At 40.4% G+C, this 13,922-nt stretch carries 16 protein-coding genes and 1 pseudogene; 4 read left to right on the forward strand and 13 right to left on the reverse strand.

The genetic code is table 11. The annotated features are described in order from the left end of the window. Position 1: 1 nt before the first annotated feature. The 9 genes and pseudogenes from NWF01_11845 to NWF01_11885 all read right to left on the reverse strand — a co-directional run bounded on the left by NWF01_11845 (position 2) and on the right by NWF01_11885 (position 7,497). The gene (locus NWF01_11845; GenBank protein ID MCW4025704.1) at positions 2-691 is read right to left on the reverse strand and encodes an MBL fold metallo-hydrolase; all 690 of its coding nucleotides are present in this window, start codon (positions 689-691) and stop codon (positions 2-4) included. Between the two features lie 191 nt (positions 692-882). Continuing rightward, positions 883-1,323, reverse strand: coding sequence for a response regulator (locus NWF01_11850; GenBank protein ID MCW4025705.1), 441 nt, complete (start codon positions 1,321-1,323; stop codon positions 883-885). Further along, a complete protein-coding gene (locus NWF01_11855; protein ID MCW4025706.1) occupies positions 1,316-3,748 on the reverse strand; it encodes a PAS domain S-box protein in 2,433 nt (810 codons plus the stop codon). The genes NWF01_11850 and NWF01_11855 overlap by 8 nt, the downstream gene beginning before the upstream one ends. Next, entirely contained in the window at positions 3,749-4,099 is a 351-nt protein-coding gene (locus tag NWF01_11860) for a hypothetical protein (protein MCW4025707.1), read from the reverse strand. It lies immediately after the preceding gene. A gap of 405 nt (positions 4,100-4,504) precedes the next feature. Next, a complete protein-coding gene (locus tag NWF01_11865) occupies positions 4,505-5,542 on the reverse strand; it encodes a polyprenyl synthetase family protein (protein ID MCW4025708.1) in 1,038 nt (345 codons plus the stop codon). A 20-nt stretch (positions 5,543-5,562) separates the two neighbouring features. Then, complete coding sequence (locus NWF01_11870) at positions 5,563-6,285, reverse strand: hypothetical protein (GenBank protein ID MCW4025709.1); 723 nt, start codon at positions 6,283-6,285, stop codon at positions 5,563-5,565. Positions 6,286-6,360: 75 nt separating this feature from the next. Further along, the gene (locus NWF01_11875; protein ID MCW4025710.1) at positions 6,361-6,858 is read right to left on the reverse strand and encodes a PKD domain-containing protein; all 498 of its coding nucleotides are present in this window, start codon (positions 6,856-6,858) and stop codon (positions 6,361-6,363) included. Beyond that, positions 6,856-7,143, reverse strand: a pseudogene (locus NWF01_11880) (carboxypeptidase-like regulatory domain-containing protein). The gene NWF01_11875 and the pseudogene NWF01_11880 overlap by 3 nt, the downstream one beginning before the upstream one ends. A 75-nt stretch (positions 7,144-7,218) precedes the next feature. Then, entirely contained in the window at positions 7,219-7,497 is a 279-nt protein-coding gene (locus NWF01_11885; protein MCW4025711.1) for a hypothetical protein, read from the reverse strand. A 185-nt stretch (positions 7,498-7,682) separates the two neighbouring features. Here NWF01_11885 and NWF01_11890 point away from each other — a divergent pair, with 185 nt between their 5' ends. Further along, complete coding sequence (locus NWF01_11890) at positions 7,683-8,105, forward strand: hypothetical protein (protein MCW4025712.1); 423 nt, start codon at positions 7,683-7,685, stop codon at positions 8,103-8,105. On the opposite strand, the gene NWF01_11895 is transcribed toward NWF01_11890, so the two are convergent. The 3 genes from NWF01_11895 to NWF01_11905 all read right to left on the reverse strand — a co-directional run bounded on the left by NWF01_11895 (position 8,099) and on the right by NWF01_11905 (position 9,956). Further along, the gene (locus NWF01_11895) at positions 8,099-8,641 is read right to left on the reverse strand and encodes a GNAT family N-acetyltransferase (protein MCW4025713.1); all 543 of its coding nucleotides are present in this window, start codon (positions 8,639-8,641) and stop codon (positions 8,099-8,101) included. The genes NWF01_11890 and NWF01_11895 overlap by 7 nt on opposite strands. A 318-nt stretch (positions 8,642-8,959) precedes the next feature. Beyond that, complete coding sequence (locus tag NWF01_11900) at positions 8,960-9,418, reverse strand: hypothetical protein (GenBank protein ID MCW4025714.1); 459 nt, start codon at positions 9,416-9,418, stop codon at positions 8,960-8,962. Positions 9,419-9,488: 70 nt separating this feature from the next. Continuing rightward, complete coding sequence (locus NWF01_11905) at positions 9,489-9,956, reverse strand: flavodoxin family protein (GenBank protein MCW4025715.1); 468 nt, start codon at positions 9,954-9,956, stop codon at positions 9,489-9,491. A 157-nt stretch (positions 9,957-10,113) separates the two neighbouring features. On the opposite strand from NWF01_11905, the gene sufC reads away from it, so the two are divergent. Both sufC and NWF01_11915 read left to right on the forward strand, forming a co-directional pair. Then, positions 10,114-10,884 carry a Fe-S cluster assembly ATPase SufC gene (gene sufC / locus NWF01_11910; GenBank protein MCW4025716.1) on the forward strand — a complete coding sequence of 257 codons (771 nt, stop codon included), beginning with the start codon at positions 10,114-10,116 and terminating at the stop codon, positions 10,882-10,884. Then, on the forward strand, positions 10,868-11,992 hold the full coding sequence (locus NWF01_11915; GenBank protein MCW4025717.1) for a SufD family Fe-S cluster assembly protein: 1,125 nt from the start codon (positions 10,868-10,870) through the stop codon (positions 11,990-11,992). Before sufC ends, NWF01_11915 begins: the two co-directional genes overlap by 17 nt. 19 nt (positions 11,993-12,011) lie before the next feature. Here NWF01_11915 and NWF01_11920 read toward each other — a convergent pair whose 3' ends face one another. After that, the gene (locus NWF01_11920; GenBank protein ID MCW4025718.1) at positions 12,012-12,899 is read right to left on the reverse strand and encodes a PH domain-containing protein; all 888 of its coding nucleotides are present in this window, start codon (positions 12,897-12,899) and stop codon (positions 12,012-12,014) included. A gap of 173 nt (positions 12,900-13,072) precedes the next feature. Here NWF01_11920 and NWF01_11925 point away from each other — a divergent pair, with 173 nt between their 5' ends. Beyond that, positions 13,073-13,894 (forward strand): class I SAM-dependent methyltransferase, encoded by an 822-nt coding sequence (locus NWF01_11925; protein MCW4025719.1) that lies wholly within the window; start codon positions 13,073-13,075, stop codon positions 13,892-13,894. Positions 13,895-13,922: the final 28 nt, after the last annotated feature.

Genomic DNA, 13,922 nt, shown 5'->3' on the forward strand with positions numbered 1-13,922 from the left:
ATTACTGCTTCCTTGAGACCTGATAGATCTTGTTTTGTTCAGCAATCAAACAAGCGGTTTTAGGCAACTCTTTTCGGACCAGTTTTTGAAAAGCGCTTTGGCTTTCCGAGGTGCTGGTGTGATAGGGGATAGCAACTTGAGGTTTTGTAAGCTGTGCAATCTCAAAACCACTCTCTGGCGAACATGATGGCGCAATACCCACGGTGCAAAAGACCACATCAAAGTTTTCTTTTTGACCAATAAGTGCTAGTTCTGGGAAGGGCAGGCTGTCTGCGGTGTGATATACTTTTACGCCGTCTTCACTGGTTATAATGTAGGTTACTGGTGAGGATGCTTTATGCTCACATTTCTCGGCTTTTATTGAGACTTCGCCTAGTTTTATTTCTTCGCCCACGCTAACTGCTTGAAGCTTCTCTTGAGGGATAAGGTGCTGGAGTCTTTTATAGGATGCTAAATCCGCGATTACTTGGCAGTTGCTTGCCTTGTAGATTTCCTCGATGAGTCTTGGGTCGAAGTGGTCGTAGTGTTCATGTGTGATTAGTACGGCGTCTGCGTTTTGAAGGCTTTTAGGTTTGATGTCCACAGGATCAATGGCAATAGTTTTTGTGGGAGTCTTAAGCAGCACACCTGAGTACTCGTTGAACCATACAAAGAGTATAGAGCCTTTCTCTGGGATTTTCTGAACAGACAAGTTTAGTTTCCTCCAAAATAATAGTTTCCCCAAACAATTTAAACTTACAAGCAAACCAAACATCTGTTGCTTTCTGATAGATTCCTCACATAAGCAGTCATTTAGCTAAGGAAAACGATAATTTTCTTTAACATTTCCCATAGTACACCCTCAACAAAGCTAACGTTTAGCCGTAAGCACTTTTAATAATTTTACTTTTTTATTTTGCTGAGCCTGGTTTCAATAAATTCAGTTATTTTCACTTCACTGTCTTTCTTCTCCTTTTCCTGAAGGCTCAACTGCTGGGCTATTACACTTAACAGGTCATCCACATTTACTGGCTTTAGCAGGTACGCATCAGCATTTAAGTTCACTGCTTCAATTGCATTGGACATTGATGGATGCCCTGTCAAAATGACTTTTCGGGTTTTAGGCACTGCAGCTTTAAGTTGTGATAAAAGCTGGGTTCCTTCCATGTCTGGAAGCCGAATGTCAATTAAAGCAAGATTATAGCTGATTTCGTTGGATTTTGCTAATGCTTCAGCACCATTCACTGCTGTGTCAACAATATAACCTTCATCAAGTAAGATAGATGACAGCGTTTTTCGGATGGTTTCTTCATCGTCGATAACAAGAATGCGTGGTCTAATCAATATTTTTTTCACCTCCAACCAACGGTTTAATGGGTAATGTTACTGTGAAAGTTGTTCCTTGCCCAACTGCACTTTTAATGCTTATTCGTCCGCCATGGGCATCCACGATTCTTTTACATATTGCTAAGCCAAAACCCATACCTTTAGCCTTTGTAGTAAACAGGGGAGTGAAGATTTTACTTAGCACCTCATCAGACATGCCAATACCTGTATCCGAAAAAATAAAGTCCACTTCATCCTCTCGGCCTTCACTTCTGACCTCAAGCATACCACCATTTGGCATTGCATCAAAAGCATTTTTTATAAGATTAATAAAAACTCGCTTTATTTTATCTTGGTCAACAGTTACTTTGGGGTTTTTCCGCATTTTATTTATAAATTTAACATTATTGGGGATTTGCATCATGATTAAGCTGTCGTTAAGAATCAATTTAGGTGAACTTTCTGAATAGTCCAGCCGAATCTCTCTTGAGTACTCTAAAAGGTCATTGATGATTTTGTTTGCATGATTCACAGCTTTATCAATAAGCTCAAGCATTTGCTTTTCTGATTGGCTTGCTTGTGGGCTCTGCTTCTTTTTAAGGAAAAAAGTAGCATTTTTTATGCCTGTTAAGGGGTTACGCAGGTCATGACCAACCATGCCAGACAGTTCACCGATGGCGGCAAGACGTTCTGCTTTGAGAAGTTGAGTTTGAGTATCCTTTAACTGCTTTGTTCTTTCCTCGACCATCTTTTCCAGATGCTGAGAGTAACTTTGAATTTCTTCAATTTTTTTGACATTACTTATAGCTGCGGCAACATGCTTAGCTAAAACTTCAAGCAGCATTTCATCCACTTGGTCAAAGGCGTTGATTTTTTTGTCCTCAGCATGCAGTACTCCAACAACTTCTGCATCAATAAGCAATGGTACGGCTAACTGAGATTTTATGTTTTCTTGAAATCTAAAAGTTTTCTTGCTGTAAACGTCAGAAATTATGACAGAAGATTTACTGTTTACCGCTTTTACAATAATACAATCTTTATGTTCATCCAATCGTAGTGTTGTACAGAAAGGCTTACTGTAACCTCTTTGTTTTACGCATTGAAGCTCATTTTTGTTCACAACAAAGATTGTCGCGTTTTCCAGCCCTAAAAGCTGCGACATAGCCTCTAAAGTTAAATCATGAATTTCATCACAACTTTTTGCTGAACCCAGTAAACCACCGTAATGATTTAAAGCCGAAAAGTAATCTTCCATGAATTTATCTTCGGTAACATCACGGACAGCCCCCCGGTACCCCCTCAAAGAACCGTCAACGTTAAAAATTGGTATTCCACTGACTTCCACAACTTTTGTATAACCGTCCTTATGGTACAGTTTGCCGATGAACTTGCTGAAACGCTTGTTCTCCTGGAAAACTTTGAGGGCTTTCTGTTTCGTTTTTTCTTCTTTTTCAGCGAAAGATAACTCATAGAAGTGTCTACCTAACATTTGTTGCGGACTGTACCCTAAAATTTCGTTAACTGCACCGTTAGAGTAAGTGAAGCGACCCTGATTGTCAACTTCCCAAATCCACTCTCCTAAGTTACTTACAATATCCTTAAAACGTGTCTCACTTTCAATTAACGCCCGTTCAGCCATTTTTAACTTAGTTATGTCGTTGTATGTGCTTAACAAAAATTTCTTGTTTGACAAGTCTATGGTTTGAACTGCAACCATTACATCGCGGATTTTGCCAGTTTTGGTTTTATGTTGTGTGATGAACTCGGTTTTTCCTGTTTGAAGAACATTTTTTATCCTAGCTGTTATTTGTTCAGGTGTTTCAATTGCCTCAAAATCTTTTATGCTGACATTATTAAATTCCTCTTTTGAGTATTCTAACTGTTTACTGGCAAACTTGTTAAACTCAACAGGAGTTAACGATTCCGGGTCAGCAACTACAATTCCCAGGGGAGCCTGTTCAAACAATGCGTGATACCGTTTTTCAGCTTCTATAAGCTTATTTTCAATTATTTTTTGTTCGGTTATATTTAGACCCAATTCTAGTGCGGCGATAATTTTTCCATCCGCATTTTTTAATGGAACAGCGGTTTTCTCAATCCATTCTTCATTACCCTTGAAAGAGCGGCGTTTAGCTACATTGATAACTAGGGGTTTGCCTTCAAACACTTGTCTCACAGAACAAGCATCACAAAGCGAACCACGGTTGTGGAAAGCTTTGTAACATTTTTCATATTGAACATCTCCAAAAATATCTCTAAAAGCCTTATTTAACCATAAAACACGATAATCTAACCCAATTATAGCTACGCCTACACCTGTATTGTTTGTTATTGCCTCAAGAATTTCTTTTGTTTGCGCCAAACTCTGAGAAACAGCGTCATCTAAAGTTAAGGTAGATAACGCTTCACCTTGAAAAAGAGACAGGTTATTTTGTTTTTTCAATTAAGCCACCAAAACTTGTTCATATTTAGCTTTCAGTAAGTGAACGTACTCAACAAATTTTAGTTCAGAATCAAAAAGTTCAGTTTTTGGCAGGTTAAAATTTTCTTCAAGTTTAAAGTAAAGCTGCTTCATGAATAAAATCTCAAGATATCGAGCACCTATTCCAAAAATTTTTTCCAAAGCATCAGATAACTGTTCAAGATTGTCAGGGATTTGCTCTTTTTTTATGTGGTATGTGTCTTCCAGATGAAAGTAAATGGAGGTTTTGATATCTTCACCTAACGCGGCAAGTGCTTCATCAATCGAGCTTAGCAGTATTTCATTGAAGCTTTTTTTGTGTTGTTTATGCAATTTTACCACTCGGTAGGTAAACTTTGAAAGGTGTTAATGGCTATATTGCTTGTGGGAGAGAGGACAACTTGCCTGACCCTTTCAAGACATAAAAAGATAGTCTGCCTTATAAGAGAAATGAATTATTGATAAAGAAGATTTTTTAAAAAAACAAAAAAAGAATTAGGTAATAACGATTTCAGTTTTTTCCATACTCAAAGACCTGTATTCTCCGCAGTATTCACCTCCCCCATGGACACAAGTAAAATTTTTGTTTGAAAAATAGGTGCACACATGCCTGTAGGGGCATTTTTTGTTAAGTGGGTCTTTCATTTGGATTTCCTAGAAACGGGTTATTCCTTGTTAATTTTTGTTTTTTTAGTTTATAGAATTATGTGATTGTATAAGCACAGTTACAATTAAAAATTATAGTTCTCGTTCAATCATGTAATGAACAATGCCTTTTATGAAACGTTTATCTTCACTGTCCACAGCGTCTTTGTAGGCTATGTCAAATTCTTTTAAGGCTTCATTAGCAAGATGACGCGCACTTACAATAGCGTGCTTTATGCTGCCGTACCGCATCATCAAATTAAAAATCCAGTTAACTTCCCCACGCAAACGCTTATCACGGGGCTTAGCAAGAAAAATCCGAATCTTCTCCCGCTCAGAACTGGTGCAATGGTTAAGCAGGTGAATCAGCACCAAAGTGCGTTTACCTTCCCAAATGTCACCACCGATTTCCTTGCCATACTTTCTTTTTTCACCAATCAGGTTTAAAACGTCATCTTGAATTTGGAAAGCAGCACCCATATAGTAGCCAAACTTGTTAAAAACGTCAAGGTTTTCTGTTCCACCACGCCCGATTAGGGCGCCGATTCTGCATGGGTGAATGTAGGTGTACCAGCAGGTCTTCTTTAGAGTCATACGCAGGTAATCTTTGTCGGTTAGTGTGATTTTGTTGTCATGCATCCAGCCAAGCTCAATTGCTTGACCCTCAACGGTTTCTCGGACCATGTGAGAGATTTCATAGAAAACCTCAGAAGACAGTTGCGGACCCAAAATATCAGTATTCTCAATTAAAGGTGCAGAGGCTAAACAGTTCATGGCATCTCCAGCGTTTATTGCCAAAGGAGTCCCATACCGTCGATGCAATGTGGGTTTTCCACGTCTAAACTCGCTGTAGTCCTCAATGTCATCATGAATAAGAAACATGTTGTGAAAAAATTCTAAAGAAGCAGCAGAACGAATTGCGCTGTTTGTGCTACCTCCGAAAACCCTGCAGGTTGCTATGCAAAGACCAGGCCGCAGTCCTTTGCCGCCTCTTTTAGGGTACTGGGGTAAAAGGTCGTAGAGGTACCGTTTGGGTTCTTTAATCACAAAGAAGGGTTCCATGGCTTCGCTTGTTATGTCACGATATTTTTTCAGCATCGACTCTATAAACTCGAATTTTGCGTTAGCCATACCCTGCACAGTTCTTATTTTTACTCTTCAACGTTGATTACTATTTCTGAGCGAAGCTGATTCATGTTTGCTGCAAGCACTAAACCACAGTAAACACCTGGATGCGCATCGCTTGGAACAGTAACCATAACCATAATTTTCTCAGACTTGTGAGGTTCAATCTTGACTGTTGGCGGCATGAATTTTAATGCGTCAGCAGATATGCGGTCACCAGAATCACTAATCAAATCAGTGCTGTAAAGATTGAACTCGTCAGTTTGGACATCGCTACTGTTTTCAAGAGAGATAGGAATCTCTGAGGTTTCTCCAGCTTTCAAAGCGTTAGGCACCGTGATTGTCGGTTGCTTTACAACTGGAGCTTTTTCAGGTTTACCCGTTTTCAGGGGGCTTTTAATAACCATCGTGTTGGTTACTTTTTCCATGTTCTTTAAGCTGACACCCACTATATCAATGAATATATCCACCACTTCGTGGGCATCGCGTCGGAATCTTTGCATGACTTCATCAGGTTTTTCATACCTGAATTTTTCAGAGTTAAGAACCTGTTTTTCGGTCTTTTTAAAAGCTTGAATACCAGCGGCGATTTCTGTCTCCAAAATGTTTGCTGCTTGAGAAACAATTTTGGAAGTTGTGCCTGAAAAGTCCTGCGCTGCCATCAAAAGGTGAAGGCGTTCTTTCTGTTTTGCAACGGTAAGTTTTTCCTCATTTTTTTCTGAGGGAGCATTTGCATTATTGTTTGACATAAAAACAGCTAACGTCAACATACATATATAACATTTATGGCTTGAACGGCTACTTGCAACATGTACCCAGTTTCTTTAACATGGCGTCATTTTGCATTGTGTACCATCACAGTCACCTTCAAGACGACCATGACAAAGGACACACTCAGGTCGTGTAGACTGTATAATTATGTATGGGGGTTGCCTGCGGTTCCACAGGAAAAGCAGAAAGAGCGGTAAAACAAAAAACAGCAAAATTGTAACCACAATTTCAGGAATTACATCTTCGTACCAGTTCACGCCAACAGGTATCAGTTGGTTGTAGGTTGCTGTACCAACTGTGCTGGTGACTGTGAGAATAACAATATAGTTCCCAGCGGCAGTGTAAGTGTGATATACAGTAGGACCAGTTCCGGTGGTGCCATCCCCAAAGTTCCATTCATAACTGACAATGCTTCCTGAACTATAGCTTGCCGTGCCGTTAAAAAAAACCTCCCCGTTCACTGGAGGATGCTCAGGCGTTACTGTGAAATACGCTTTAGTGTAACCAAACGTGATTCCAACATACTTATTGCCGTCTAGTTGAAGCGGCAGGGGAGCCTTAGAGGGATACTCAGGGGCACTTGCACTAATCATGTAGTTTCCAGAAGGAAGACCAATAAAGTAAGCCGTGCCTGTATTATCTGTCACTCCAGTCTGTGACACAGCACCTGAAATAGTCACTACCGCACCTGATATTGGCTGCTGATTTGGGTCATATACTGTGACGGAAAGGTCATAGTTGGCGGCGGAAACCTGCTGGCTTGATAGGCTAAAAACAGTGAAGGCTAAAATAAGTAATAATAAAAAAGAAAACTTGGCACTTTTGTGATAGCCCATTTTATTATCCTTTATTTAGATGTACTTTAAAGGCTTTTGTAAGATAACGTAGGAAGCAGAGATGTAGTTTGCTACTTATTTCTTCTTTTTCTGGTACACCACGAAAACTGCAGCTAAACACGCTATGATTCCTGCTAAGCTTCCTATTGGACCGTATTCGGGAAGTTGCAATTCAGGTCCATCCATAACGGTCAAGATTGTGCCGTTGCTCATGGATGGGTCAGTATTAAATGATGTTTGCTGTGTGCCGCTGATATATTGTGCAGGTTGAATCAAGTTAACACCAATTATAGCTACAATTAAAAGCGAAGTTATCGCTGCAAATAATAGGGCAAACTTTGTTGTAGATGCCATGTCCTTTCTGACTCCTTTCTAAGTTAATGCTTACTTTAGTGCTATTTATACTTAGTTCCCTGATTTGACAACTGAAAACTGAATTATTTAAAAGCCTCAATAATTATATAGCAAAACCATCCTAAATTTAAAACAAACTAACAAGGAGGGCAGAGTAGATTCAGACGGATTGGATTGACTCCATAATGCTTGAAGAAGACGAAAAAATCGTTGAAAAATGGGAAGGCACCAGAGAAATCCTTGAAAAAATAAAAGACGAAAAAGCCAAAGACAACGGAAAATGGAAAGTCAAAGAACAACACCAAGGCGTACTAGTTTTAACCGACCGAAGACTACTCTTTGTAGAAGAACAAACAAACAGTGAACTGCCCTTTGATGCACCAGTTGAAGTGCCCCTAGTTCACTTGGATAAAAGCTGGGTAGAAAAACCGCCCTTTGAATCGCTTAAAGAAAACCTTAAAGTTGAAACCAACGTTTTTAGGCTGAAAAAGAAAAAAGATTACGAAAACCTGCAAAAACTAATGAAAAAGTATCAAGATGAAAGACGCCAGATTCTTCAGGGTGAACAACATAAAGGCGTCAGCTTCAAATCATTAAACTACTACTGAGTCAATGATTTAGTCATCACAATTTCATCTACAAAGTTGCCGCGCCATAGATGCCTTTTTGGGTTTACAGCCGATTTTGAAAAGCCAAGTTTTTCATAAAAATGGATGGCTTGCGTGTTGGTTGCAAAAACTTTTAAAACCAAACCTGCCAGTTTAAGTGCAACTGCTTGACCAGTCAGTGTTTCCATAATTTTGGTTCCAACACCTTTGTTTCTGTAATCCGCCAAAACAGCAATGCCAATGGTGCCAATATTGTCTTTTTGCGTGTCAACTTCGCCTGTAGCCACGATTTTACCGTCAGATTCAGCCACCAAAAAGAAAAGCGTGCCCCGCTCAGTAGCCAGAAATGTTTCAGAGAGCCAATCAGCTTCTTCTTCTCGAGTAAGTTTGTGGTTTACTGCAACTTGAGCACCTTCATCCACCAAAGAATTTACAAAAAAGAGAATACTATCCAAATCTTGATGCTGAGGCGCTCTTAAAATGACCGTTTGCCCGTTGCCTAGACAGAATTGCTCAAAGATTTTTGCTTGCTGCATCAAAATGTAAATTGATGGAGCTTACTTATTTCCTTTCTTAAAAAAGCATTTGGACTAAGGTTTTGCTTAAGTGCAAACAAAAATTTTGCAGAGAGAGGGGGGAATCATAAGCCTGCACTTAAGCCAACCTCAGCTTTTCCCTTGCGCAATGATTTGCGCGTTACATAATAACTGCATGATGAACCATAAAAAATGATGTGGGTGTATTCACACTGTTACAAGTTAAAACCATGGAAGGCAAACACATGTATGGAAAATCCACCGTTCATTATGCAAACAAAGAGTTAAATGTGCGCATGCTAAACACGTGTAAAATGATCAAACCAACCCTGTTTTGTCAACTTCAGTTGCTTTGAACTCGACTTTACCACACCGTGAACACACATAAACAATCACAGGCAACACACTGTCAAGTCTTGAATGTGAACCTTGCCACTTGTCCACGCTCAATTTTGTTTTAGCCCAAGACATTTCAGTTCCACAGCACCAAACAACAGGCACCGCTTCAGAAGTACTCTGGGCGTCTGTGCCAGCTTCAAAAGAGTTTTCCAATTCTGCTTTGGGAGCCTCAACGGTCACGGTTTCAGCAGAGGGTTTACCCAGAAAATTGCAGCTAATAGCACAGACTGATTTAAAACTGCACAGATAACAGCAAGATAGCTTTTCGTCATTTTGACACCCAGCCTGCCTTTTTGCCTTTGCTTTCTCACTGTCCAACACAGCAGAGCACTGTTTTTCAACCGTCAAGTATTCACAGCAATTAGCCAAATCTGACATGCATTCTCTTCCTTTCATTGTATATGTTGAGTTTTTACCTATCTTTCTTTTGGTCACCAGCGCCTAAAAGCTACTGTGCCATTTTCTGTTTAAGTTGAGCCACAAAGTTCTTGGCGTCATCCAAGTCCTGATTATTCGGGTGCCCCTTGTTAACTCCGCCAAACAGTTTGAATATTCTGTAATAGTCAGAAAAACCTCTACATGAAAACTCATCAATCACAATATAGCCTTTCGCTGTTAACTTTTCTTTTAGCGCTTTATGATATGTTTTCTCAAAAAAGGAGTTTCTGCCACGTGTAGAAAAAATAAACATTTTCTTTTTTGCGTCAGGTAACCCGTCAGTGAAGGCAAGCAAGTCGGGGTCATGTGTGGAAAAATATATCCCTGAACCCAACCCGATTAAATCATACATGGATAAATCCATCTTTTTTGCTTCAGCTGGTTCAACCATAGTTGCGTTTAACTCGGATGCAATAGCCTTTGCAATCTTTAGGGTGTTACCATAATACTTGGAAACGTAAACTATCAAAGTATTCATGAAGCGCCGCCAGAAAAAGAGTTTAGGGCAAGTATAAAAGGTTACCAAGCCTCAAAAAAGTTGCTTCTGCATTCAACTTTGTCCCTAAAATAAATCAACTCGTTTTGGGCATGTTTAAATATGTTTGATTTAGTTGAAAGTAGTGGTTGATTGCTTTATGGTTGTGCTTGAAGTTAAGGATTTATCCGTTAAAGTTGAGGGCAGACTTATTCTTGAAGACATGACGTTTAGTCTCCAAGACGGCGCAAGCCACATCCTATTTGGACCCAACGGTTCAGGAAAAACCACCCTCATCAGCACTCTTATGGGACTACCCGGATACGAGGTAGTATCAGGCAAAATACTTTTTCAAGGCATAGACGTAACAAACAAAAGCGTAGATGAACGCGCCAAACTCGGAATGATAGTCAGCTTCCAAAACCCACCCGAAGTTACAGGCGTAAAACTTGGTGACTTACTAAAACTTTGCCTTGGCAAACCCTCAACCGAAGACTTCAGCCCAGAAGAAAAACAACAAATCGAAGCATTCCACCTAACCAGCTTCTTAACCCGCGACATCAACGTTGGCTTCAGCGGCGGCGAACGAAAACGCTCCGAGATTTTGCAGCTGATTTTCCTAAAACCCCGTTTGCTACTTTTGGATGAACCTGACTCAGGTGTGGATGTTGAAAGTTTAAGGTTGATTGCAACTGAGATTCAAAAGTACGTGGAGAGCACGGGTAGTTCAGCGTTAATTATTACTCATAAAGGTGACATTTTAGAGTATATTAAAGCCTCTTATGGCTGCATTCTCTTAGCAGGCAGGTTCCACTGTTTCAAGAATCCCTTGCGCATTTACGAAGATATCAAACGCGTAGGGTATGAGGAATGCGTGTCATGCAGGATAAAGACAAGTGTAGGATGGAAAAGCAATGGCAAAACCCAATAACCTAACAGGCATACCCCACAAAATTCTTGAAGAAGCCCAAAAAACCGGCATCGAAACCCAAGACAAAAACCGCTCCGCAACCTACTTCCACCTAAACCAAGAAACAATAGCTGCACAAGTCAACGCGCTCTATGAGGGCAAACTGGAACTCATGGACATCAAATCTGCGCTGGAAAAGTATGACTGGCTAAAAGATTACATGTGGAAACTGGTTGACAAAGATAAGGACGAGTACACCAAAAAAGTCGCTGAAGAATACAGCGGCGGTTACTTCATGCGCATCATGCCAGGAGCAGAAATATCTTTCCCACTTCAATCATGCCTCATGATTACAAAAAACCATCTCGAACAACGCGTGCACAACATAATCATTTGTGAAGAAAACTCTAAAGCACACATAATCACCAGTTGCCTACAACATAGCAGTGTTCCTGACGCGTCACACTTGGGTGTTTCAGAAATTTACGTGAAAAAAGGTGCTCTGCTCAATTTTACCATGATTCATCAGTGGAGTGAAGGCACAAAAGTTAGACCTCGAACGGGCACGTTGGTAGAGGATAATGCCATGTATATTTCAAACTATGTCAGTATGCGACCTGTACGTGACATGCAAATGTACCCTGTAGCGTACTGTAAAGGAGAAAACAGCCGCGCCAGCTTCAACAGCATACTGTATGGACAAAAAAACAGCGTCTTAGACGTGGGCTCCAAGGCTGTTTTAACGGGTAAAAACAGCAAAGCAGAGATGATTAGCCGCGCCATTACCCGTGAAGGCTCCAAAATGATTGTCCGCGGCTTAATAGAAGGACACACCCCTAACTGCAAAGGACACTTAGAATGCAAAGGCCTCATCATGGATGATAAATCCTTTATGCAATCCATCCCCGAACTCATCGCCACCAAAAACGGCGTAGAAATCACTCACGAAGCAGCAGTGGGCAAAATCAGCGAAAAAGAAATAACTTATTTGATGACACGCAAAATCTCACGAGAAGAAGCTGTCTCGCTTATTATACGTGGATTCATGGACGTAAGCATACTGGGCTTGCCTGACGCGCTAAATGAAGAAATTAAATCGATTGTGCATTCAGCTGCAGAGGCTGATTAATACAGCTACGAAACGGATGCTAAGCTGAAGCGCTGACTATACTGTTTAGGGCAAAGATGAACACGGCAAGAATTACAATAAATATCACGCCTAACAGAAACAGCATGCCCTTCTCGTATTTTCCGTACTTCAAAGAAAGTATACCATTGACAACAGGAAATATTGCAGCAACACCAGTTAACCATAGTAATTCGGATTTATCAGCCCAACGGTTAGCAACGCCGTCAAATCCAAAGTGAACAGGCACAATCTGCGGCAAAGAGAAATAAATCCAAAAGAAATAACCCAAAAAAGCCACATACGCAAGTGACACAGCTAAAACTTGCAGGTAAGCAAGCCGTTTTTGAGACTGCTTAAGCTCTGAGATTTCCCGTGTGCTTTGACTGTTAAACATGACGCCTTTACCGTTTAGGGCATCAACAAATTGTGCGGGTTCTTGGGGGGAGAGAGCTATTTTTTCGCCATTAGCCAATGTGATTAATACAAATTCACCGTTTATTTTTGTGGCATAGACATGAGCATTGCCCATGGTGGTTCTAAACAGGCCCCAATGGAATCCAGGTAAACTGGCGCCGAAAAGACGCAGGGATAACTGTAAATTAATTTTTTCTACGTTCGTGATTTGGCGGTAGGGTACGCGTTTTTTTAGTAAACCAAAATTTATCTGAAACTCTTTTGGGGTTACGTCATATTTGAGCGAGCCACTGGAAAAGGTAAAGTAAGCTAAAACAGCGAGCACACCCAAAAGAACAGAAGACATACCGATGGAAAAGAGCAGGGGACCTTCCAGTGTTAAGTAGAGTAGGACGCCGATTGGGATTGCTATGATGAGGATGAAGATTAAACCGTAATATTTTGTTTTGCCTGAAGAGTGGGGCAGATAGGTTTGGGTGTTTTGATGGGTCATTGGAAAATCAAACGTACTACATTACTAATATATGTAGCCTAATGTTGCAGAATATGGGAAAATGAGCAGGTTATTTTTTTGTTTGAACCCTAAATTGTGTTTTTGTTTTGGGTTTGTTTTGCAAAAAGCAAATAAGGGCTCAGTAACACTTTTTATGTTTTAGGTAATACATCATGAATGTTGAAGAAATCAGAAAAACATGGACCAACCAAAACAGAAACATCCAATCCGAAGTAACAATGTGGAACTCACAAGCCAAAGACCCCGTCTACAACATAATGCCCACTTTTAAAGACACAAAATTCCTCCAACTACTACAACAAGAAAACATGATAAACCCAGCCTATGACGTGCTTGACGTTGGATGCGGCGTGGGAGTCTACGCAATGGCGCTCGCCCAAAAACTGCATTCCGCAACAGGAATCGATTTTTCACCTGAAATGATAGCACACGGAAAAGAAAGACTGGAAACAGAAAAAATCGCAAACGTAAACCTTGCCTGTATGGACTGGAGCACCGTTGACCTTGAACAGCAGGGTTTCAAAGAGCGGTTTGATTTGGTTTTTGCGCACACAAGCCCAGCGATTTGTGATGCTGCCACTTTTGAGAAAATGAATGATGCCAGTAAGCGTTTCTGTGTGATATCTAATCCGAGCAGGATGATTGAGCCTGTTTTAAGGGAAGTCCACAATCTCGTGGGTTTAACTGGCGACAGGGGAAATTGTGGAGACAACCGCGTCTACATTTTGGATATGCTGTTTCACATGGGATATCTGCCTAAACTTGCGTATGAACATCAAGTTTGGCCTATGAATCAGTCATACGAGGATGCATGCTCATACTATCTTGGCAGAACCATGATGGCAAAACAGTTATCACCCCAAGAAATCAACAAAGTCAAAGAGTATCTAGCAAACATAACCAAAGATGGCAAAGTTGTGGATCAAATAAACACGACCATAACCACAATTTACTGGGAAAAAATAACCAGTTAACCCTTCTATTTTTTAAATAAAAAAGAAA

Source organism: Candidatus Bathyarchaeota archaeon (assembly GCA_026014585.1).
In the GTDB taxonomy this organism is placed as follows: Archaea; Thermoproteota; Bathyarchaeia; order Bathyarchaeales; family Bathycorpusculaceae; genus Bathycorpusculum.

Excerpts from the sequence above, each read along its gene's own strand:
- NWF01_11865 (MCW4025708.1), bottom strand. The coding sequence starts at position 5,542 with ATGGCTAACGCAAAATTCGAGTTTATAGAGTCGATGCTGAAAAAATAT.
- NWF01_11870 (MCW4025709.1), bottom strand. The coding sequence starts at position 6,285 with ATGTCAAACAATAATGCAAATGCTCCCTCAGAAAAAAATGAGGAAAAA.
- NWF01_11885 (MCW4025711.1), bottom strand. The coding sequence starts at position 7,497 with ATGGCATCTACAACAAAGTTTGCCCTATTATTTGCAGCGATAACTTCG.
- NWF01_11890 (MCW4025712.1), top strand. The coding sequence starts at position 7,683 with ATGCTTGAAGAAGACGAAAAAATCGTTGAAAAATGGGAAGGCACCAGA.
- NWF01_11895 (MCW4025713.1), bottom strand. The coding sequence starts at position 8,641 with ATGCAGCAAGCAAAAATCTTTGAGCAATTCTGTCTAGGCAACGGGCAA.
- NWF01_11900 (MCW4025714.1), bottom strand. The coding sequence starts at position 9,418 with ATGTCAGATTTGGCTAATTGCTGTGAATACTTGACGGTTGAAAAACAG.
- NWF01_11905 (MCW4025715.1), bottom strand. The coding sequence starts at position 9,956 with ATGAATACTTTGATAGTTTACGTTTCCAAGTATTATGGTAACACCCTA.
- sufC (MCW4025716.1), top strand. The coding sequence starts at position 10,114 with ATGGTTGTGCTTGAAGTTAAGGATTTATCCGTTAAAGTTGAGGGCAGA.
- NWF01_11915 (MCW4025717.1), top strand. The coding sequence starts at position 10,868 with ATGGCAAAACCCAATAACCTAACAGGCATACCCCACAAAATTCTTGAA.
- NWF01_11920 (MCW4025718.1), bottom strand. The coding sequence starts at position 12,899 with ATGACCCATCAAAACACCCAAACCTATCTGCCCCACTCTTCAGGCAAA.
- NWF01_11925 (MCW4025719.1), top strand. The coding sequence starts at position 13,073 with ATGAATGTTGAAGAAATCAGAAAAACATGGACCAACCAAAACAGAAAC.